Annotated in this window: 19 protein-coding genes; 9 read left to right on the top strand and 10 right to left on the bottom strand. The window is 62.5% G+C overall.

What is annotated here, in order from left to right:
* Positions 1–38 precede the first annotated feature (38 nt).
* Positions 39–1751: a cache domain-containing protein gene (locus tag AAC126_RS11950; RefSeq protein WP_339853622.1), complete on the bottom strand. Its 1713-nt coding sequence runs from the start codon at positions 1749–1751 to the stop codon at positions 39–41.
* A 235-nt stretch (positions 1752–1986) separates the two neighbouring features.
* Positions 1987–2928, bottom strand: a complete 942-nt coding sequence (locus tag AAC126_RS11945; RefSeq protein WP_339853620.1) for a methyltransferase domain-containing protein — start codon at positions 2926–2928, stop codon at positions 1987–1989.
* Between the two features lie 104 nt (positions 2929–3032).
* Here AAC126_RS11945 and AAC126_RS11940 point away from each other — a divergent pair, with 104 nt between their 5' ends.
* The 3 genes from AAC126_RS11940 to AAC126_RS11930 all read left to right on the top strand — a co-directional run bounded on the left by AAC126_RS11940 (position 3033) and on the right by AAC126_RS11930 (position 5036).
* Positions 3033–3773, top strand: a complete 741-nt coding sequence (locus AAC126_RS11940; RefSeq protein WP_339853619.1) for a ComF family protein — start codon at positions 3033–3035, stop codon at positions 3771–3773.
* Positions 3774–3886: 113 nt separating this feature from the next.
* Positions 3887–4153 (top strand): glutaredoxin 3, encoded by a 267-nt coding sequence (gene grxC, locus AAC126_RS11935; RefSeq protein WP_339853618.1) that lies wholly within the window; start codon positions 3887–3889, stop codon positions 4151–4153.
* A 22-nt stretch (positions 4154–4175) separates the two neighbouring features.
* A complete protein-coding gene (locus tag AAC126_RS11930; RefSeq protein ID WP_339853616.1) occupies positions 4176–5036 on the top strand; it encodes a carbon-nitrogen hydrolase family protein in 861 nt (286 codons plus the stop codon).
* A gap of 9 nt (positions 5037–5045) precedes the next feature.
* Here the strand turns inward: AAC126_RS11930 and AAC126_RS11925 are convergent, their stop codons facing one another.
* The 6 genes from AAC126_RS11925 to AAC126_RS11900 all read right to left on the bottom strand — a co-directional run bounded on the left by AAC126_RS11925 (position 5046) and on the right by AAC126_RS11900 (position 13917).
* The gene (locus AAC126_RS11925) at positions 5046–6167 is read right to left on the bottom strand and encodes an ABC transporter permease (protein WP_339853614.1); all 1122 of its coding nucleotides are present in this window, start codon (positions 6165–6167) and stop codon (positions 5046–5048) included.
* A 4-nt stretch (positions 6168–6171) separates the two neighbouring features.
* Entirely contained in the window at positions 6172–8910 is a 2739-nt protein-coding gene (rbbA, locus tag AAC126_RS11920) for a ribosome-associated ATPase/putative transporter RbbA (RefSeq protein ID WP_339853612.1), read from the bottom strand.
* Complete coding sequence (locus AAC126_RS11915; RefSeq protein WP_339853610.1) at positions 8903–9889, bottom strand: efflux RND transporter periplasmic adaptor subunit; 987 nt, start codon at positions 9887–9889, stop codon at positions 8903–8905. Before AAC126_RS11915 ends, rbbA begins: the two co-directional genes overlap by 8 nt.
* A 112-nt stretch (positions 9890–10001) precedes the next feature.
* Entirely contained in the window at positions 10002–10958 is a 957-nt protein-coding gene (locus tag AAC126_RS11910) for an acetyl-CoA carboxylase carboxyltransferase subunit alpha (protein ID WP_339853608.1), read from the bottom strand.
* 81 nt (positions 10959–11039) lie between these two features.
* Positions 11040–11975: a site-specific tyrosine recombinase XerD gene (xerD, locus tag AAC126_RS11905; RefSeq protein WP_339853607.1), complete on the bottom strand. Its 936-nt coding sequence runs from the start codon at positions 11973–11975 to the stop codon at positions 11040–11042.
* Between the two features lie 4 nt (positions 11976–11979).
* A complete protein-coding gene (locus tag AAC126_RS11900; RefSeq protein WP_339853605.1) occupies positions 11980–13917 on the bottom strand; it encodes a hypothetical protein in 1938 nt (645 codons plus the stop codon).
* Positions 13918–14271: 354 nt separating this feature from the next.
* Between AAC126_RS11900 and AAC126_RS11895 the strand changes: the two genes are divergently transcribed.
* The 5 genes from AAC126_RS11895 to AAC126_RS11875 all read left to right on the top strand — a co-directional run bounded on the left by AAC126_RS11895 (position 14272) and on the right by AAC126_RS11875 (position 18571).
* Positions 14272–14853 carry a shikimate kinase gene (locus AAC126_RS11895; RefSeq protein WP_339853604.1) on the top strand — a complete coding sequence of 194 codons (582 nt, stop codon included), beginning with the start codon at positions 14272–14274 and terminating at the stop codon, positions 14851–14853.
* A 40-nt stretch (positions 14854–14893) separates the two neighbouring features.
* On the top strand, positions 14894–16024 hold the full coding sequence (gene aroB, locus AAC126_RS11890; RefSeq protein ID WP_339853602.1) for a 3-dehydroquinate synthase: 1131 nt from the start codon (positions 14894–14896) through the stop codon (positions 16022–16024).
* Positions 16024–17382 carry an HlyC/CorC family transporter gene (locus AAC126_RS11885; protein WP_339853600.1) on the top strand — a complete coding sequence of 453 codons (1359 nt, stop codon included), beginning with the start codon at positions 16024–16026 and terminating at the stop codon, positions 17380–17382. The genes aroB and AAC126_RS11885 overlap by 1 nt, the downstream gene beginning before the upstream one ends.
* 48 nt (positions 17383–17430) lie before the next feature.
* Entirely contained in the window at positions 17431–17880 is a 450-nt protein-coding gene (locus AAC126_RS11880) for a CBS domain-containing protein (protein ID WP_339853598.1), read from the top strand.
* A 124-nt stretch (positions 17881–18004) separates the two neighbouring features.
* Positions 18005–18571: a DUF2889 domain-containing protein gene (locus tag AAC126_RS11875; RefSeq protein WP_339853596.1), complete on the top strand. Its 567-nt coding sequence runs from the start codon at positions 18005–18007 to the stop codon at positions 18569–18571.
* Here AAC126_RS11875 and AAC126_RS11870 read toward each other — a convergent pair.
* Together AAC126_RS11870 and AAC126_RS11865 are read right to left on the bottom strand one after the other, a co-directional pair.
* A complete protein-coding gene (locus AAC126_RS11870) occupies positions 18553–18885 on the bottom strand; it encodes a ribbon-helix-helix domain-containing protein (RefSeq protein ID WP_339853594.1) in 333 nt (110 codons plus the stop codon). The genes AAC126_RS11875 and AAC126_RS11870 overlap by 19 nt on opposite strands.
* 142 nt (positions 18886–19027) lie before the next feature.
* A complete protein-coding gene (locus AAC126_RS11865; protein ID WP_339853592.1) occupies positions 19028–19294 on the bottom strand; it encodes a BolA family protein in 267 nt (88 codons plus the stop codon).
* 116 nt (positions 19295–19410) lie between these two features.
* Here AAC126_RS11865 and AAC126_RS11860 point away from each other — a divergent pair, with 116 nt between their 5' ends.
* The gene (locus AAC126_RS11860) at positions 19411–19989 is read left to right on the top strand and encodes a J domain-containing protein (RefSeq protein ID WP_339853590.1); all 579 of its coding nucleotides are present in this window, start codon (positions 19411–19413) and stop codon (positions 19987–19989) included.
* Positions 19990–19993 lie beyond the last annotated feature (4 nt).

The raw sequence follows: 19993 nt of genomic DNA, 5'->3' as shown, positions 1-19993 counted from the left end.
TCCGGAAACCGGCGGAGGGATATGACCCGCAATCGTCTTTATTCAGCGGCGATACTGTCCTTCTGTGCCAGCTCCCGCAGGCGGGCCAGAAACGTGCTGACATCATTGCGCAGGCCGTTCGTCTGGTTGCCAAGGGTCTCTGCCGTTTCCGCCACGGCTTCGGCGGCAACGCCGGACTGATCAGCCGCATCCCTGACATGACGAATGCTGCTGGCGACCATCCCCGTATTGCCGGAAACATCCCCGACCGAACGGACGATCTCCCGCGTCGCGGCGCTTTGCTCGTCCATGGCGGCGGCGATTGAGCCGCTGACGCTGTCGATCTGCTGAATGACCGCGACGATGTCGGCGATTGCCGTTGCCGTTTCCTTCGTGATCGTCTGCATTTCGGAGATCTGGTCGCCGATCTCCTTGGTCGCGGTGGCGGTTTCATTCGCCAGCGCCTTCACTTCCCCGGCCACGACGGCAAATCCCTTGCCCGCTTCGCCTGCCCGGGCGGCTTCGATGGTGGCATTGAGGGCCAGCAGATTGGTCTGCCCCGCGACGGAATTGATCATCTCGACGATTTCGGTGATCCGGTCGGCCGCATTTTCGAGGCGCTGCACCGTGCCCGCGGTCTTCTCGGTTTTTTCCCGCGCGGTGCTTGTCGTCCGGTGCGCGTCTTCCACCTGGCGGGCAACCTCCCCGATCGAGCTGACAAGCTGCTCGGAGGCGGCTGAAACGGTCTCGACGCTGATACTGACCTGATCAGCCGCCTCGCCGACCGTCGCGGCCTGCTGCTTCGTGCTGGAGGAGGTGTGATTGACGGTTTGCGCCGTACTGGTCATGGCGGAGGAGGCCTCTCCAAGCTTGCCGACGACATGTTCGATCGTGCCGGAGAACTCGCTCACAAGCGCATCGACGGCCTGCTTCTGCCGCATCTGGGCCGCGGCTTCCGCTCGTTCCCGTTCTTCCATTCTCCGCCGTTCCATAAGGCGGTCTCTGAACGTGACGATGGCATCGGCCATGGAGCCGATCTCATCCTTACGGTCGGTAACATCAATTTCGACGGACAGATCGTCATGGGCCAGCCGGTCTATCGCCTTGATGGACCTGGTCAGAGGGCTGACAATGGTTCGCCGGAACACGAGGACAAGAAGCACCATGATGGCGGCGACCAGAAGCACGGAAACAACGACCCGCACCAGTGCCGCCTGAAAATCGGCAACCACATCATCGACATAGACGCCGCTGCCGATGACCCAGCCCCAGGGCTCGTAAAGCTTCACATAGGAAATCTTGTCCACCGGCTCATCGAAACCGGGCTTTGGCCACTGATAGGGCACGAAGCCGTCCCCGCCATTCGCGACGGTGCGGACGGCTTCCTTGAAGATGGCGACCCCGTTCGGATCCTTGATCCCCGAGGCATCGCGCCCGTTCAGACTTGGCTTGGTGGGGTGCATGATGATGGTTGGGCGCAGGTCGTTCACCCAGACATAATCGTCATGCGCATAGCGCAGCCCGGCGAGGACCTTGACCGCTTCCGCCTTTGCCTCTTCCTCGCTGCGGCCTTCCGCCAGAGCGCGGGTCCGGATGCCATCCACAATGCTTGAGGAGGATTCGACGATGGACTTGATGCCGTTCCGTTTTCCGGCGTTCAGCATTTCCCATTGATCGATGGCCGTCCAGACTCCGAACAGCACGTTCAGGATGGTGATTACGACGACGAATCCCATCATCTTGGCCGATAGGCCGATGTCTCGCAGACGCATTTTTCTTCCTTAGCCGATTTTGAGTTTTTGTATGAACCGGACGATCCAGAACACAGCGCCCGGTGTTTTTTCAGTGTCATAAGGGAGGATCGGCAGGGGGGATATGGCTAAGGAAAATCTTCCCGCAAGGCAGAAAGAGATGGTGCGCGTGACGATAGGGTATGCGCTGGAAGCGTATTGAAATTAAATGATTTTCACGGTTTGGTTAATGTTCGGGCGAGGCGATTTGTCGCGCTTAGATGCGGGGTTTTCCCGGTGCGGTTTCCCCGGCAGGCCGCTCTGTCGCTTCCAGTGCATCGGCCAGCCGGTGGGCGGCGCTGCCGGGTCTGAGCGGTTTCTGCTGGGAGGAATGCGGGGCCCAGCCAGTTAGATAGAGAATCTGGAAGCTTGCCGAGATCCTGCCGTCGGGAGTTCCATGGCGCTGCTGGTAGATTTCGGCGGCGCGCAGGAACACGCTTTTCGGAGTGGCGCTTTTGCGCCGTGCTGCCACGGCGTTGCCTTCGCCCATACCGCGCAGCTCCCGCATCAACAGGAAGGCATTCTCGTAAGTCACCGTCAGCAAATCGCTGTCGACCACCGGCAGCGCGAACCCGGCGCGCTGCATCAGCCCTGCCGCATCCTGCAGCTCCGCGAAGGGGGAGACGCGCGGACCGGCGCCGCCGAGCACCTCGCTTTCCGCTTCCGTGAGCACAGCCCGCAGCTCGTGCAGCGTCTCGCCGCCCAGCATGGCGCCAAGGAACAGGCCATCCGGCTTCAGGCACTGCCGGGCCTGGACGAGCGCTCCCGGCAGATCGTTCACCCAATGCAGCGAGAGCGCGCTGACGACGGCATCGAAACTGGCGGGAGCGAAGGGCAGGAGTTCTTCCTCCGCGGCAATGGCGGGGCTGTGCACCGCCGCCTGCGCTGCGAACCGTTCCGACGGGTCCAGACCGACGATCCATTCAACACCGAGGCGCGGATCGAGACTGTCCCGAAGCAGGCCGTTGTGGCAGCCGAGATCGAGCAGGCGCGGAAACCTGCGCTGGATATCTCCCATGCGATCCACCACCCGCTCCGAGATCTCCCGTTTCAGGAAATCATGATCGGCGAAGCCTGTTGCGGCGCGGTTCCGGTTGCGGCGGACCTGCTGGCGGTCGAAGACGAGCATCTGATCGGTCATGTCGCCGATATAGTCCATCGCGGCCGCCGGGGAAACGTTTCTGGCCCTCCCATGTTCTGAATGACTGTCTTGAATACCTGGCCTGAATGTCTGGCCTGAAGGGCGGGGAGTGTAGCGGTGGCATGATCGGACGTCTTGGCAGGCCGGTGTTGCATCTCGGGCGGCGGCTGTTCGATCTGGTGCTACCGCCGCGTTGCAAGAAATGCGGTGCGCTGGTGACGGATGATGACGGCCTCTGTGCTGAATGCTGGTCGAATTTGACCTTTCTCGGACTACCCTGGTGTGCCTGCTGCGGCCTGCCATTCGACTATGATGTTGGCGTCGATGCTGTGTGTGGTGCCTGTGTCGCCGCTCCGCCAGTGTTCAGCACGGCCCGTTCGGCTTTGGCCTATGACGATGCCAGCCGGGAGTTGATCCTGCGTTTCAAGCATGGCGGGGATGAGACGCTCTCCCGTCTGTTCGCCCGCTGGATGATGCTGGCGGGGGAGGGGCTGATGGAAGAGCCCTCACTTATCGTGCCGGTGCCGCTGCATCCCTGGCGCCGGATCAGACGGCGCTTCAATCAATCGGCCCTGCTGGCGGCGGATCTGGCGCGGTTGACGGGACTTCAGTCAGACCCGCTGTCATTGATCCGGGTAAAGCGCACACCCAGTCAGGGCGGGCTCGGCAAGGCGGCGCGCAAAGTGAATGTTCAGGGAGCTTTCACGATAGATCCGGACCGGCGCACCCGCATTGCCGGGCAGAGCATCCTGCTGATCGATGATGTCTGGACCTCCGGTGCCACGGCGGAGGCCTGTATCCGGGCTTGCCGGAAGGCGGGCTCGGGCCCGGTCAGCCTGCTGACCGTGGCGCGCGTGCTGTAATCCTTGCGCGGTGCTCTTGCGGGCTGCACTTGCGTATAGCCGCGCGAAATGCTGGATTGATGCCTGCTGCATACCCATTTCGGTGCTGTGAGCGTTCCGAAGGAGATCCCCCGATGGCTGATGTCGAAATCTACACCACCATGTTCTGCCCGTTCTGTGTCCGGGCGAAAAAATTGCTGGAATCCAAGGATGTGCCGTTCACGGAAATCGATGTCAGCACCAGCAGCTCGAAGCGCGCCGAGATGACGGAAAAGGCGGACGGGCGCTATACCGTGCCGCAGATTTTCATTGACGGCATCGGGATTGGCGGTTCGGACGAATTGGCGGCGCTCAACGCCAGTGGTAAGCTAGACGAAATGTTGCAGGCGAAAGCCTCCTAGGCATCAGTTCAGGGGACCTCTCATGTCGAAATTCACCGTAGCGTGCGTCCAGACCAATTCGAAGCCGGACCCGGCCGTGAATATCGCCGAGGTCTCGCCGATGATCCGGGAAGCGAAGGCCGCCGGAGCGCACTTCATCACCACCCCGGAAATCGTCGGCATGTTCGAGCCGGACAAGCCGGCGGCACGGGCCAAGGCGAAGGTGGAGGAAGAGCATGAAGTACTCATCGCCTTTCGCGGCCTCGCCGCCGAACTCGGTGTCTGGCTGCATGTCGGCTCGATCTCGGTCAAGTTGACGGATGACGACCGGCTCGCCAACCGCAGTTTCCTGATCGCGCCGGACGGCAGCATCGCCGCGCGGTACAGCAAGATTCACATGTTCGACGTGCAGGTCGGCGACGGCCAGACCTATCGGGAGTCCGCTTCCTACAAACCGGGTGAGGAAGGCGTGCTCGCCGAAACGCCCTGGGGCACGCTCGGCCTGACCATCTGCTACGATATCCGCTTCCCCTATCTCTACCGCTCCCTCGCCCAGGCAGGCGCCAAGGTGCTGTTCGCCCCGGCCGCTTTCACCAAGGTAACCGGCGAGGCGCACTGGCATGTGCTGCAGCGGGCCCGGGCCATCGAGAATGGCTGTTTCGTGGTTTCCGCCGCCCAGTGCGGCACCCATGCGGGCGGCCGCCAGACCTATGGTCATTCGATCATTGTCGCCCCCTGGGGCGAAGTGCTGGCCGATGGCGGCGAGGAGCCGGGCATCATCACGGCCGAGATCGATCTGGCGAAGGTGGACGAGGCACGCGGCAAGGTGCCGTCCCTGACTCATGACCGGGAATTCGCGGGGCCGAACCTCTATGATGCGGCCCTGCGCGAGGCTGGCGAGTAAGCGGCCGCTCTAGCGGGTGCCCATCGCCGCACGGAAGCGGCTGAGGGCGAACGCGAAAAACAGACCGCCGATCGCAAACATGACGGCCAGTTCCGGCCAGATCAGGGTGATCGGCGCGTCCCGGTAAATCACCGCCTGCGAAAACCGGACGAAATGCGTCGCGGGGGAGAGCTGCATGATCCATTGCAGGGTCTCGGGCATGCTTTCCAGCGGGGTGTGACTGCCGGACAGCAGATGCAGCACGACGATCACGGGGATGGCCAGCAGGGCGAATTGCGGCATTGAGCGGGTCACGGTCGCCAGCATCACGCCGAGGGCGGTGATCGAGAACAGGAAGATGCAGGCGCCGAGGGTGAACAGCGGCATCGAGCCGGTTAGCGGCACGCCCAGGCTGCGATGCACGACGAATTCGAGTGAGAACAGCGCGGCAATGACGATCACCAGCCCGTTGGCCCAGATCTTGGAGATCATGATTTCCGGGGCACTGACCGGCATGACCAGCAGATGCTCGATCGTGCCGTGCTCCCGCTCCCGGATCACGGCGGCACCGGACAGGATGACGGCCATGACGATGATGTTGTTCACCACCTGCATCACGGCGTTGAAGCGCACCGCCTCAAGGTTCGGATTATACTTCACCCGGATTTGCAGGCGTGCGGGCTTTTCCGCGGCCGTTTCCGCCCGCCGAACGAACCGGCTGATTTCTTCCTGCACGATTGACCCTATATAACCGGCGCCGTTTCCGGCGATGGACATGGCGGTTGCGTCCACGTTCAGCTGCAGGTCCGGGACCCGGCCTCGCTGGACATCCATTTCGAAGTCCGGCGGGATATCCAGCACGAAAGTGTAGGCGCCGCTGTCGAGCACCTTGTCCACCTCATTGATGCTGATAATGACTGGCGGCTTGAAATAGGGCGGCAGGAACGTGCCGCGCAGCCGGTGGGAGAGCGCGGAATCGTCCTCGTCGACAATGGCGATGGCCGCATTCCGGAGCTCGGTCTCCACACCGTTGGCAACCGTATAGACGCTGATGGTGAAGGTATAAAAGATCAGTCCCAGCAGTACCGGGTCGCGGGCCAGGCTGTAGATCTCCTTGATCCCGAGCCGGAGGATGATCATCAGCGCGCGCATGGTCTCACCGGTCCTGTTTTGGCAGGAGGAGGGAGGAGGCGGTCCAGTAGAGCAGGCAGAACCCGGCCAGGATGGCGAGGTTCGGCGCCAGGGCGGCGGCCGACAGCCCCTTGTTGAAGACTCCGGCACTGATGATCTGGAAATGGGCGGAGGGGAAGGCCTGGCCGATGGCCCGGCTGACAGTGTCCAGGGTCGCGACAGGGGTCAGCATGCCGGAGAAATTGATCGTCGGGACCAGCACGATGATTGCCGTTCCAAAGACTGCGGCGACCTGCGAGGTGGCCACGGTCGATGCCAGCAGGCCGAAACCGGTGGCGGCGGTGGCATAGAGCACCGCTCCGGCAAGCAGGACCGGCACGCTGGATTTTGGCGCCAGGCCGAAAAGCAGGAAGATCATCAGCATCATCGTGCCGAAGCTGACCAGGGCGATGCCGATATAGGGCAGTTGCTTGCCGGCCAGAAACTCGAAACGACTTGCGGGAGCGGCGTAGAGATTGGTGATCGAGCCCAGCTCTTTCTCGCGCACGACCCCGAGGGCGGTCAGCATGGCCGGAATCATCATCATGAGCATCATCAGGACGCCTGGCGGGATGGCCTGTTGCGAGGTGAAGCCCTGATTATAACGGAACCGGACCTCAAGCTCCGTGAGCTGTTGCGTGTTGCCGGGCGTCCCGCTCCGGGCGGCAAGTTCGGAGAGGAAAGAGCCGAAGGCACCCTCAACATAGCCGCGCGCCGTCTCGGCCCGGGTCGTATTGGCGCCGTCCAGCCAGGCCGAGATTTCCGGCTGCTGTCCGGCGGCAAGATCACGGCCGAAACCCGGAGGAATAACGAGCGCGAGGCCGATCTCGCCCCGTTGCATGCGTCGGTCTAGATCGCCGGTGCCTGTTAGCTCCGGCGCGGCACTGAAATAGCGCGAGCCCTCGAACTGACGCAGCACCATCCGGCTTTCCCGGCTGCGGTCCTGGTCCAGCACCGCATAGCGCATGTCCTCGACATCGAAGGATATCCCGTAGCCCATTGCCAGCATCAGAATGAGAGGACCGAAGATGGCGAAGGCGAGACGGATCGGGTCGCGGATCAATTCGGATGTCTCGCGCCGGGCGATGGCCCAGAGGCGGGCGGGCGAGAATATTGCCGGTGTACCGTTTTTCTCCTGTGTCTGCTCCAGTGTGATGGCGGCATCCTCCGTCGGCACATCTCCGTCGTCGGCGGCCTCTTCGAGATGGGCTATGAAGGTTTCTTCGAGCGTATCCCTGCCGGACTCGGCGACCAGGTGACCGGGTGCGCCGATGGCCAGAACCCGGCCCGCATGCATCAGGGAAATGCGGTCACAGCGCTCCGCCTCGTTCATGAAGTGGGTGGAGATGAAGATCGTCACGCCGTCATCGCGGGAAAGTTCCGTCAGCAGATTCCAGAATCCGTCCCGGGCCACCGGGTCGACACCGCTGGTTGGCTCGTCGAGAATAAGCATTTCCGGCTCGTGCAGCACGGCGACAGCGAGTTGCAGGCGCTGGCGAATGCCGAGCGGCAGGGATTCCGGCCGCTTGTCCATCACCTTGGCAAGATCGAAGCGGTCGGTCAGCTCCCGGATCCGTTCGGTCTTTTTCTTTCCCTCGATGCGGAACAGGCCCGCGTGCAGGTCGAGATTTTGACGCACTGTCAACTCGCCATAGAGCGAGAATGACTGGGACATGTAGCCGACCCTCCGGCGCATTTCCATGCCGCCGCCCTCGATCCGCTTGCCGAAGATCCTGGCCTCGCCCTCTGTCGGCGTGAGCAAGCCCGTCAGCATTTTCATGGTCGTCGTCTTGCCGCAGCCGTTCGAGCCGAGGAAGCCGAAGATCTCACCGCGCTCAATGCGGAAATCAACATGATCGACGGCGGTGAAATCGCCGAACCGCATGACCAGCCCGGAGGCTTCGATCGCGGGTGCGTCGCCGCTCTGCGCCGTGCCCTCCGGCTTCGGTCGGGGGATGAAGCCGGTATCCCCATCCCGGTGTGGAAGCAGGGCAAGAAAGGCGTCTTCCAGGCTGTCGGCTCCGGCCTTCTGCTTCAGTTCTTCCGGTGTTCCCTCGGCCAGGATCGTGCCGTCATGCATGGCGATCAGATGCTGGAACCGCTCGGCTTCGGACATATAGGCGGTGGCGGTGATGATGGTCATCCAGGGGCGCCGTCCCTGGATGCGGGCGATCAGCTCCCAGAACTGGCGGCGGGAGAGGGGATCGACACCGGTGGTCGGCTCGTCGAGGATCAACAGATCCGGGTCATGTACCAGCGCGCAGCAGAGCGCCAGTTTCTGTTTCATGCCGCCGGAAAGCTTCTCCGCCGGCCGGTCGCGGAACGGGGCAAGCCCGGTGGCTTGCAGCAATTCCTCCGCCCGTTGCCGCCGCTCGCTCTCGGGCTGGTCGTAAAGCCGGGCGAAGAAGTCGAGATTCTCGGCGACGGAGAGTGTGGGGTAGAGGTTCTTGCCAAGGCCCTGCGGCATATAGGCGATGCGGCTGCAAACACGGCGCCTGTGATCCCTGCTCCGCAAATCGCCGCCGAACAGTTCCACCGTTCCGTTCTGGATCCTCTTGGTGCCGGAGAGCAGTGCCAGCAAGGTTGATTTACCGACGCCGTCCGGGCCGATCACGGCAATGGTCGATCCGGACGGGATTTCGAGATCCACCTGGCGCAACGCGTCCGCCCGCCCGTAGCGGTGGGAAATTCCCGTAAGCCGTATGGGAGGGGCGGTGTCAGCCATTGCGTGGAGGCAGTTTGACGGCAAATTCCTCCGGCCAGGGCATGTCGGGGTCCGTACGGACGATGGCAACACCCGGAATGCCGGCCTTCACCAGGCGCTCGTACCCTTCGAGCATATCCGCCGGGATTGTGACCTTGACCCGGAACATGAGTTTGTCCCGCTCGCTCTCTGTCTCGACGTAGCGTGGCGTGAATTGCGCTTCCGAGGCGACGAAGGTGACCGTGGCCGGAACGGCATATTCCGGCGCCGCATCGAAAATCAGCCGGGCTTCCGCCCCGTAGGCGAGCCGTCCGGCATCGCGTGTCGGCAGGTAGACCGTCATGTAAACCCGTTTCAGGTCGAGCATGGTGGCGACCTTGCCGCCCGCCGCGATCACCTCGCCCGGCTCCGCCAGCCGGTACTGGATACGCCCGGCGACTGGTACGGTAATTTCATACTCCCCGAGATCGGCGCGAATACGTTCCACCGTCGCCTCGCGGGCGGCGATTGTCGCTTCCGCCCGGGCGATACCCGCTTCGGCGGAAGTAACGGCCGCAGCAGCCGTTGCGCGCTGGCTGCGCCGCCGGTCCACGGTCTCGCCGCTGGCGAAGCCCCGCTCGCCGAGTGTCTCGGACCGGTGCATTTCCTGATCCGCCAGCACCAGCTCGCTCTGGCGCTGGGCCAGCACGGCGCGCGCTTCGTTCAGCGCTTCCCTGGCTTGCAGGACGGCGGCGTCTGCTTCCCGGAGCTGGGCTTCGATTTCAGTTGAGTCCAGATGAGCGAGGGGCTGCCCCTGGGTGACCATTTCGCCTTCGGTCACCAGCACATCCCGGATGCGGCCGGAAAATTTGCTGGCGATATCCACCCGCTCGGCCTCGAGCCGGCCGTTGGCGCGGGCAAAGCCTTCCGGCAGGCCGCTGTCGCGTCCGGTGTACCAGTAGATGCCGCCCGCAATTGCGGCGAGCACAAGCACGATCAGAATGGTGCGGTAGCCAAGCATTCCGCAGCTCCCCTCAATCGATCCCGGTATCATCCGGATTCAGTGTAGGGGAGATATCACCCGATGCAAAAAAGGGAATTGCGCCAGATCAATTGCGGACAAAAGAAAGCGCTCAGGCGAGGCCTTTTTTGCCCATGTCGAGGAACTTGCGGCGGCGGTCCGCCTTCAGCTTGCCGCCTTCCGTGCCGACGAGGGTACGGAGATTGGCTTCCACGGCATCGCCAAGGGTATTGAGGGCCGTTGCCTGGTCGCGATGGGCCGCGCCGAGGGGCTCCCGGATGATTTCGTCGATCACGCCGAGTTTCAGCAGATCGTCGGAGGTCAGCCGCAATGCCTCGGCTGCGTCGCGGGCATGGTCGCCATCGCGCCACAGGATGGAGGCGCAGCCTTCCGGAGAGATCACCGAATAGACCGCATGTTCCAGCATCAGCACCCGGTTCGCGGCGGCCAGCGCCACGGCACCACCGGAGCCGCCTTCACCGACGATGGAGGCGATGATCGGAACCTGAAGCGACAGGCAGGCATCGATGGAACGGGCAATGGCCTCGGCCTGGCCGCGTTCCTCGGCGCCGACGCCGGGATAGGCACCGGCAGTGTCGACGAAGGTCAGCACCGGGAGCTTGAACCTGTCGGCCATTTCCATCAGGCGACGGGCCTTGCGGTAGCCTTCCGGCTTCGCCATGCCGAAATTATGCGCGATCCGCTCTTCCGTCGTGCCGCCCTTCTCGTTGCCGATGATAACGGCGGAGAAGCCGCGGAAACGGCCGATGCCGCCGATGATCGCCTTGTCTTCGCCGAAAGCGCGGTCCCCGGCGAGTGGGGTGAAATCTTCCACCAGATGGCTCAGGACCTGCCTGAAATGCGGGCGGTCCGGGTGCCGGGCGACCTGGACTTTCTGCCAGGGCGTCAGCTTCTGATAGGACTGCCGCAGCTGGCGGTCGACCTTGGCCTGCAGCTTGCCGACCTCATCGGCGATATTGATATCGCCCTCGGAGGTGAGGTGGCGCAGTTCCTCGATCTTGCCTTCAAGATCGGCGATCGGCTTTTCAAAATCCAGAAAGACGCGCATATCCGTCGAATCACTATGTTGGGAAGCGCGGACCATACTCGTCCGGGCCACGGGTTACAATGTCTGGATTGCCCCGGCGGGTCAGCTTTTGTTGCTAACCTTTGCCTGAAGGGGCTTTGCCAGAGGGTGATGTTCAGCCACCAGTGCCTTCAGCCGTTCGGTGAGGACGTGGGTGTAAATTTGCGTGGTCGAGATATCAACATGTCCCAGCATCTGCTGCACGCTGCGCAGGTCCGCGCCATGGTCGAGCAGATGGGTCGCGAAAGCGTGCCGCAGGACGTGAGGCGAGACAGCCGCCGGGCGCAGGCCGCATGCGATGGCGAGCTCTTTCAGAAGCTGCCCCATGCGGCGGCGGGTGAGATGACCCTCGCTGCCCCGTGACGGGAAGAGATATGTGGAGGTCGTCCCCTCGGGCAGATAGCTGCTCCGCACATCCTTGTAGGCGACGATGGCATCCCTGGCGGCATCGGTCAGGGGCACCATGCGCTCCTTGCCGCCTTTGCCGCGCACGATCAGGACCCGGGGATCACGCGCAACCGCGGCAAGCGGCAAGGCGACCAGTTCCGAGACCCGGAGGCCGCTGGCATAGAGAATTTCAAGCAGGCAGGTCAGGCGCAAACCGTCGGCGCCGTCTCTGTTCCGGGCGGCGGCGAGCAACAGGTCGACTTCCGTCTCGCTCAGGATCTTCGGCAGCGGCCGTCCCTGGCGCGGACTGTCGATGGCGGTCGATGGATCGTCGCTCCGGTCCCCCTCGCCATAGAGGAAGCGATAGAATTGCCGGATCGCGGAAAGCCGCCGGGCGGCTGTGCGCGGTGCCATGCCGGCTTTATCCAGCAGTTCGAGATAGGCCCTTATGTCGTCGCTTGAGGCATTGCCGAGCGATTGCTTGCGCTTCGCCAGACTGCCGGCGAAATCCCGCAGGTCCCGCTTGTAGGCGTCGATCGTGTTGCCGGAGGCGCCGCGCTCGGCAATCAGCATTTCAAGAAAGCGTTCGATGGAGCCGCTGTCCGGATCCACCGGCTTACTCGCCCGCCGTTGCCGGGGCCGGTGCGCTGGTCGATGCCAGATAGATATCCAGCGCCAGCCGGTAAGCGTCTTTATGCAGCCCGAGTTCCGAGAGTGCCCGCACGCTTTCCGTAAGCGTCCCGGTATCGTACTCCAGCAATTCCGCGCCGGAGAGCGAAAGCACGGTCAGCAGGGCGCCTTCACCGAGACGGCCGTTCCTGGCGGCGTCACGGCGGGCCCACAGCAGGGCGGGAGGCGAGGATTTCGTCTCCTTTGGTGCGGCCTGGTCGATCAGACCGCGCCAGACCGTGCCGGGCGTCTCCGCGCCGGTTGCTTCCAGCAGCCCGAACAGCAGGGTCGCGTGCGCCGGTGCGTTTTCGGGCGCCGCATTGCGGGCGCCGCGCCACCATTCCCGAAGGAAGTTCTTCTCCAGCGGAACCTCCTCGCCAGCGGACAGCCGGGACATGATGACAGCATCACGCCAGGCCGTTGCCTGTTCCGGGCCCAGACGCGCTTCGCGGGACGCCATTTCCATCCAGGGCGCGGCGGCGTCGCTCATGCCGGCGGCAATGAAGGCGGATGCCGCGTCGGCGGCAAACCAGGCATAGGGAGATGTGGTCGGGATTTCCTGGATCAGCGGGGCATAAAGCCGAGCCGTGGAGCCGTAACGGCCATCGCGGCGGCCGAGGTTAAGAGCCTGCTGGATGGCCTGGGCCTGGGCCAGTGGCACGGTCTGGCTGGCGATGGCCCGGTATAACAGGGCGCGGCCGTTCGCGCTCGGATCGGCGGCAGCGGCGGTGAGTGCGTTTTGCATCTGCGACGGATCGATATCGACCAGCTCATACAGCGCAATCAGCTCGCTCCGGTCCACCAGTCCAAGCTGTTCGCCGCGTTCGGCAAGGCGCAGCCGGTCTTCGAAGCGCAAGGCCTTGAAGGAGGTCAGAACGGGGATCAGGGATGTCGGAACCGCATCGGGGTCGGGCATGGAGGGAGCAAGATTGGCAACCCGCATCATGGCGATATCGAGTGGCCTCAATTGTGCTGCCTCGGGCATTGGCGGCAGGTCGGAGGCGGTGCCGCTGACGGCGCGCATCAGCTCGATATAGCGCGTGTCCTGGTCGCCAAGCTCCAGCAGCAGACGAAGGTTGAACTCGACGCTTTCCCATTCGTCGGCGAGGGCCTGACAAAAGGTCCCGGCCTTCTGCCAATAACGGTCTTCCGGCAGGGACAGCATGGCCTCGCGGGCGATGGTGCAGCTCGTTCCGGTGTCTCCGGTCAGGAACCCGGCATCGGTCTTCAGGCGGGCGCGCAAGGCTGGAGGCAATACTGTCTCGTCATCGCGGGACGGTGCAATGTCGAGAAGCCGGATATAGTCCGGCCAGGCTCCCAGGCGTTCGAGAGCGTCGATGCGGGCCTTGACGATGCTCGTCCGGTCGGCCGGGTCGGTGGCTTGCGGAACGGCGGCCGGGCTCAGCAGAACGCGCAACAGCAGGTCGCGCAGGGAGGCCGTCGCCGGTGCTTCGCCGACCAGGGCCAGCATGCGCTGGATGGCGCTGCGGGGCGTGTCGTCCCACATGGTGGCCGGCAGGGCCGATTCGTCCTGGCCAATGGTGCCGACACTCTCGCCGGAGACCCTGTCCAGGGAATTGATGGAAATGCCGTCCTTGGTGTTTACCGTGCTGCTGGTCGTGCCGCCGCTATTCGTCCCATTGTCACCCGCTGGGGAGAGAAGGGGGATGGTTTCATCGGTGCGGGCGCCGCTATCGGTGCTGCTGTCTGTGCCGGGCGCCTGCGGGAGCAGGGGTTTCGGTGCGCCGAGGGATGGCAGTAACGGCTTGGGTGCGCCCTGGGCCAGTGTGTCCCCGGCCGAGAAAGGCAGGGACAGAGCCAGCATCAGAACGCAGAAACCGGCGCGCCGTTGCCAGATCCGGCCGTTAGCGGGGGAATTGATCATTGGGGAGGACCTGTTCTATCTGGCTGGTCGGTGCCGGGATGTCCCATGTGGACAGGAATGCAAAGCCGCCGCCAAAGAACAGTGCTATGACGATAACGACCCAGAGCGTCAATTTCATGCTGCGGACCCATGAATTACGGTTTCGCGCGACACTGGTCCGGTCGACCCGCACGCAACGTCCCCAAGGCGTTTGCAACGCCATATTGGGAAAGTTATGCTAGCGACTGAATATGACGCGTTTGCGGCAGCATACCGGCCGCATCCAGTGAGTTCAACGAGGGAGAGGAAAGGAGAGGTGCCGGATTTGACTGGAAACGCTATTCGCGTCTTGTCCGGAGCCAGAACCTGTTTCCCATGGTGAATCACTCTGATCCGGCGCACGTGCCGCAATCCCACCCGAAAAGTATCGTTCTCGTTGGCCTCATGGGGGCCGGCAAGAGCAGTGTCGGGCGCCGTCTGGCGCAACGGCTGGATATGCATTTCATCGATGCGGACCGGGAAATCGAGGATGCCGCCGGCTGCACGATCAGCGAATTTTTCGAGCGTTTCGGCGAGGAGGAATTCCGCCGGGGCGAGCAGCGGGTGATACAGCGCATCCTGAGCGGTCCGCCCGTCGTGCTGGCAACCGGCGGCGGCGCCTTCATGGCGGAAGAGACCCGCGCGGCGATTGCCGGGAATGCCGTGTCGCTGTGGCTGAAGGCTGATATCGACGTGCTGTTCGAGCGTGTCAGCCGGCGCCAGGGCCGTCCTCTGCTGGCCCAGAAAGATCCGAAAGCGGTGCTCGAAAAACTGATGCATGAGCGGTATCCCGTCTATGAGATGGCCGATCTCTGGATCGAATCGCGCCGGGGACCGCTCGAGGCAACGGTCGATCAGGCTTACGACGTCCTCATGAATTATTTCGGGGATGCACGCAAAGCCGTGCCGGCTGAATAAGCCGCCTGACGGAGCCTAATATCTTGAAACAGGAAAGAGTATGACGACGATCCAGACGGTTTCCGTGGGCCTTGCTGAACGCAGCTACGATATCCGCGTCGGTCCCGGGCTGATCGAGAATGCGGGCAGTGAGATCAAGCCTTTGATCCGGGGAAACAAGGTCTTTGTTGTCACCGATTCGACGGTTTCCGGCTATTGGCTCGACCCGCTGACGGAATCGCTGGATGCGGCGGGGATCGAAGTGACCACCATCGCCGTTCCGCCGGGGGAATCCTCCAAGAGTTACGCCGATTTCGAATATGTCTGCGGCCGCATGCTGGAAGATGGCGTCGACCGCCGGACGGCCGTGATTGCGCTCGGGGGCGGTGTGGTCGGCGACCTCGCCGGATATTGCGCGGCATCGGTCATGCGCGGCCTCGATTTCATCCAGATCCCGACGACGCTGCTGGCCCAGGTCGACAGCTCGGTTGGCGGCAAGACCGGTATCAACACGCCGCAGGGCAAGAATCTGGTCGGCGCATTCCATCAGCCGAAACTGGTGCTGGCCGATACCGGGACCTTGGCTTCCCTGCCGAAGCGGGAAATGCTCGCCGGCTATGCGGAGGTCGTCAAATACGGTCTGATCCGGGACCCGGCCTTTTTCGAGTGGTTGGAACGGCATGGCGCGGACCTGATCGCGGGCGACGAGGCGGCGCGGATTTCCGCCGTTGTCGAGAGCTGCAAGGCTAAGGCCACCGTGGTGGCCGCGGATGAGCGGGAAGCTGGACTGCGCGAATTGCTGAATTTCGGCCATACCTTCGGGCATGCGCTTGAGGCGGCCGCCGGGTTCGATGGCACGCTGCTGCATGGCGAGGCGGTATCGGTGGGCATGGTTCAGGCGCTGGAGCTATCCCGCCGCCTCGGGCTGTGTCCGGGCCAGGACGCGGAGCGGGCACGGGCCCATCTAAGCGCCATGGGATTACGAACACGGGTCACCGATATTCCCGGTGCGGCGGGCTGGAGCGCGGATGCGCTGCTGACATCCATGCGCCGTGACAAGAAGGCGCGCGACGGGACCATCCGGTTCGTACTGGCGCGGGGAATTGGCAAGGCTTTCACCAGCGACGATGTCGCCTCGGATGCCGTGCGCACCATGCTTCAGGAAGACCTTTCGATCGCGGCGGGCATCTGATGGACGAGGAGTTAGTTGATCTGATGGATGCCGAACTATGGCTGACGATTGGCGGCATTCTGCTGCTGATCGTGCTTTCGGCTTTTTTCTCCGGATCGGAAACCGGTTTGACGGGCTCTTCCTATGCCCGGATGCACCAGCTGGACCGCAAGGGTGACGAGCGGGCATCCCGCGTTCTCGCGCTGCGGGAACATAGCGAGACCATGATCGGTGCGATCCTGATCGGGAACAACATCACCAACATTCTGGGCTCTGTGCTGGCGACAACTGTGTTCCTGCAGTTTTTCGGCGAACATGGCGTGGTCTACGCGACACTTGTCATGACCGTTGTGGTCGTGATTTTCGCCGAAGTTCTGCCGAAGACCTATGCCCTGAACAATTCCGACCGTGTGGCGCTCGCCGTCGCGCCGCTGATCAGCGCCATCGTTTTCATACTCGGTCCGATTGCCCGGACGGTGCGGGGAATTGTCCGGCTCATCCTGTCGATGTTCGGTATCCGGATCTCGGAAGAGCTGGGACATTCGGAGCAGGAAGAGGAATTGCGCGGCCTGATCGAGCTGCACGGCCACAAGGTCGAGGTGGACGAGGAGGAGGTCCGCGAGGAACGGGCCATGTTGCGCTCGATCCTCGATCTCAGCGAGGTCTGGGTCGAGGAGATCATGACCCACCGGCGCCGGGTTGAAATGCTGGATGCGGACGATACTGTCGAGGATATCATCTCGCAGATCATGAAAAGCCCGTACACGCGGCTCCCCCTGTTCAAGGGGGATCATGAAGAGATTATCGGCGTCATTCACGCAAAGGCGGTTCTGCGCGCCGTGAAGGGGCTGGACGGGGAGGAGCTGGAGAAGCTCGACATGTGCGAGATCGCGTCGGACCCCTGGTTCATTCCGACATCCACGACGCTGCTCGACCAGTTGCAGGCCTTCCGCGCCAGGCGCGAGCATTTCGCGCTCGTGGTCGATGAATACGGGGCCTTCCAGGGCATCGTCACGCTGGAGGACATCATCGAGGAGATCGTCGGCGAGATCAGCGACGAGCATGATGTCGCGGTCGCCGGTGTCCGGCCCCAGGCGGACGGATCCTACGTTATCGATGGCACGGTAACGCTCCGGGACCTCAATCGGGAGTTTGACTGGAGTCTGCCCGATGGCGAGGCGTCGACCATCGCAGGGCTAATCCTGCATGAAGCCAGAACCATCCCGAATGTGGCACAGGAGTTCGTTTTCCACGGTTTCCGGTTCAAGATTTTACGCCGCCACCGCAATCAGATCACCTTGCTGCGGGTCTCCCGGGAAACGCCGGCGGAAGGCGAAAATGAAACAGTTGAAACGACCCGGCTCCCAGATGCCTCGTGATTTGGTATAATCTTCCCAGATAAATAAAAACCTATCAGGGAGAATGCCATGGCCAGACACATCGTGCCGGATGTGGTGAGTAAACAGGACCTCTCGTCGCTATCCCCCAAAGATACGGTTCTCGCGGCCGCCAAGCTGATGACAAGCCGCAAGATCGGAGCACTTCTCATCCTCGAGGGAGAGGAGCTGGTCGGCATTCTTTCGGAACGGGATATCGCGGGCCGTCTGGTGGCTGAGGAAAAGTCTCCGGGGGCGACCCTGATCGGGGAGATCATGACACCGAAACCCGAAACGGTCGGCCCCAAGGCCTCCGTGATGGAGGCGCTTCAGCGCATGCAGGAAGGCGGCTTCCGCCATCTGCCTGTCGAGGAAGCCGGCAAAATCATCGGTATGGTCTCGATCCGGGATATTTACGCCGCTGTCCGGGAAGATCTGGAAGAGGCCGTTCTGGAGCGCGAGGCTTTCATTTCTGGATCGGGAATGGCCGGGCTGCCCTGACCCGAAGCCCCGATTTCCCCGGCATAGGGGGCGGGCGTCTCTGATGCGGGATGGCGTCGGGAATTGACTTCGGCGAGATCCGGAATGATTTTTGCCGCAAAGCAATATCATTCCGGAGAGATCAATGCCCCTGCCCAGCCCGGCGCCGCGCCGCAAAGTCCATACGCGCCGCGTCACCTGCGAGGGCTTTCGCCGTGAGGATGGTCATCTCGATATCGAGGGCCATATCACGGACGTAAAGACCTACGAGGTGCCGAACAGTTTCAGGGACGGCATTCCGGCCGGAGAGCCTATTCACGACATGTGGATCCGGCTGACCGTTGACGACGATCTCAACATTCTCGAGGTCGAGACGGTCACTGACGCGGGGCCATTCGAGATTTGCCCGAATATCACGGTCAATTTCCAGCGCCTCAAGGGGATCAGAATCGGTCCGGGCTGGCGCAAGAAGGTGTTGTCCGCGCTTGGCGGTGCCGAGGGCTGCACGCATTTGGTCGAGCTGCTGTGGCCGATGGCAACCACGGCGTATCAGACTCTCTACGGTGAAAATGCCCGGAAGAGGCGGGAGAGTGGAGAGGAAGAGCCGAAAAGGAATGGCCCGCCGCCGCTGCTGAACTCCTGCCATGCCTTTGGCGAGAGCAGTCCCGTGGTCAAGGATATGTGGCCCGAATTCTACAGGGACCCGGCGTAACGGCTGCCCTGGGGTGTGTTGCGGAACTCGTCCGTCTGGCGGAAGACCTTGTTCATGACCGAACGCTGCGACCCCAGCGGGATATCATGTTCCAGGTTTTCGGCAAGGATCCGGAAATAGCCGAGAATAAAGACCCGGGTGGCGGAGGTGAGGGATGTATTGACCCGATGCCGGTTCACGATGCTGCAGATATTGTGCACGGTAAGTTTTTCCCGTGCGGCGATCTGCGAGAGCGCGTCCCACATGGCCGGCTCCAGCCGCATGCTGGTGCGGTGACCATCGATCAATACGTTTTTACTTATGAGAGTTGACACCGTGCTATCCGCAAACGTTCTGTCCATGCCGGATTCTGGCAGCTGAAACTTGGTGTATCAGCGTATGTAAATTAGACGCAACTAAAAAACGATCAATTATTGGTAAATCATCCGTTGATTGCATCGCGGCTGACCGAAGAGCTTATTCCGAAGGCGCCTTTGCCCGGATCGACAAGGCGTGTACGCGGTCCGCCAGCTCGGCGGCGAGCACGTCATGCACCATGCGTTGCCGGTCGACGCGCGACTTCCCGGTGAAGGCGCCGGACGTGATCTCGACGTTGAAATGGGTCTCCCCTCCTTCCCGCCAGCCGCCGTGACCCTGGTGTTTCTGCGAGTCATCGATGACAGCCAGATGCTCCGGGGCGAACGCGGATGTTAATTTGGCTTTGATCGTCTCTGTCACGGACATTAACTTATTCTCCGTTAAAGCCCCCCTGGAGGGGCGATTCGGTTTATATGGCGGGCGAGAACCCTATATTCGACGTTCGGCACGGGCTGGACCAGCGACAATTTGGAACTCACGGTATGCGGAAGGCGCAGAGCGAATCCCTGAAGATCGACACGTTCAGCAGCGAAGCGGGTTTCCGCCGCTGCGATGCGCCCGGCTGCGCATCCGTGGGCGAGCATCGGGCTCCGAAAGGGCGCGGCGATCTGTCCGACTATTACTGGTTCTGCCTCGATCATGTCCGGCAATACAACAAGCAGTGGAACTATTACGAAGGCGCCTCCGCCGAGGAGCTTGAGCGGGAAATCCGGCGCTCGGTCACCTGGGACCGGCCGACCTGGCCGCTGGGGACCGCGGCCGCATACCGGAAGTTTGTTGCCGGCGAATACAGAGACCCGTTCGGTGCGCTCAATGGTGACGAGGATATGGAGGCCGCATCGGGGAGCGCTCCACCCCGCCCCGGAAGCGAGACGGCAGAGGGAAAAGCATTCGCGATCATGGGCTTGACGCCGGCGGTGACCGAGAAAGAGCTGAAAGCGCGCTACAAGCAGCTTGTGAAAAAACATCACCCGGACGCGAATGGCGGGGACAAACAGGCCGAAGAACGGTTGAAAATCATCAACGAGGCCTATACGACTTTGAAAAAGTTTCTAACTTGAAGGC

The organism is uncultured Nisaea sp. (assembly GCF_963974195.1).
Lineage (GTDB): Bacteria > Pseudomonadota > Alphaproteobacteria > Thalassobaculales > Thalassobaculaceae > Nisaea.
The sequence above is the reverse complement of the archived record's forward strand: the minus strand, read 5'-3'. Positions and strand labels throughout refer to the sequence as shown.

Bases quoted from the DNA above. Each gene is read 5' to 3' on its own strand.
- AAC126_RS11950 (WP_339853622.1), bottom strand. From the start codon at position 1,751: ATGCGTCTGCGAGACATCGGCCTATCGGCCAAGATGATGGGATTCGTC.
- AAC126_RS11945 (WP_339853620.1), bottom strand. From the start codon at position 2,928: ATGGACTATATCGGCGACATGACCGATCAGATGCTCGTCTTCGACCGC.
- AAC126_RS11940 (WP_339853619.1), top strand. From the start codon at position 3,033: ATGATCGGACGTCTTGGCAGGCCGGTGTTGCATCTCGGGCGGCGGCTG.
- grxC (WP_339853618.1), top strand. From the start codon at position 3,887: ATGGCTGATGTCGAAATCTACACCACCATGTTCTGCCCGTTCTGTGTC.
- AAC126_RS11930 (WP_339853616.1), top strand. From the start codon at position 4,176: ATGTCGAAATTCACCGTAGCGTGCGTCCAGACCAATTCGAAGCCGGAC.
- AAC126_RS11925 (WP_339853614.1), bottom strand. From the start codon at position 6,167: ATGCGCGCGCTGATGATCATCCTCCGGCTCGGGATCAAGGAGATCTAC.
- rbbA (WP_339853612.1), bottom strand. From the start codon at position 8,910: ATGGCTGACACCGCCCCTCCCATACGGCTTACGGGAATTTCCCACCGC.
- AAC126_RS11915 (WP_339853610.1), bottom strand. From the start codon at position 9,889: ATGCTTGGCTACCGCACCATTCTGATCGTGCTTGTGCTCGCCGCAATT.
- AAC126_RS11910 (WP_339853608.1), bottom strand. From the start codon at position 10,958: ATGCGCGTCTTTCTGGATTTTGAAAAGCCGATCGCCGATCTTGAAGGC.
- AAC126_RS11900 (WP_339853605.1), bottom strand. From the start codon at position 13,917: ATGATCAATTCCCCCGCTAACGGCCGGATCTGGCAACGGCGCGCCGGT.
- AAC126_RS11895 (WP_339853604.1), top strand. From the start codon at position 14,272: ATGGTGAATCACTCTGATCCGGCGCACGTGCCGCAATCCCACCCGAAA.
- aroB (WP_339853602.1), top strand. From the start codon at position 14,894: ATGACGACGATCCAGACGGTTTCCGTGGGCCTTGCTGAACGCAGCTAC.
- AAC126_RS11885 (WP_339853600.1), top strand. From the start codon at position 16,024: ATGGACGAGGAGTTAGTTGATCTGATGGATGCCGAACTATGGCTGACG.
- AAC126_RS11880 (WP_339853598.1), top strand. From the start codon at position 17,431: ATGGCCAGACACATCGTGCCGGATGTGGTGAGTAAACAGGACCTCTCG.
- AAC126_RS11875 (WP_339853596.1), top strand. From the start codon at position 18,005: ATGCCCCTGCCCAGCCCGGCGCCGCGCCGCAAAGTCCATACGCGCCGC.
- AAC126_RS11865 (WP_339853592.1), bottom strand. From the start codon at position 19,294: ATGTCCGTGACAGAGACGATCAAAGCCAAATTAACATCCGCGTTCGCC.
- AAC126_RS11860 (WP_339853590.1), top strand. From the start codon at position 19,411: ATGCGGAAGGCGCAGAGCGAATCCCTGAAGATCGACACGTTCAGCAGC.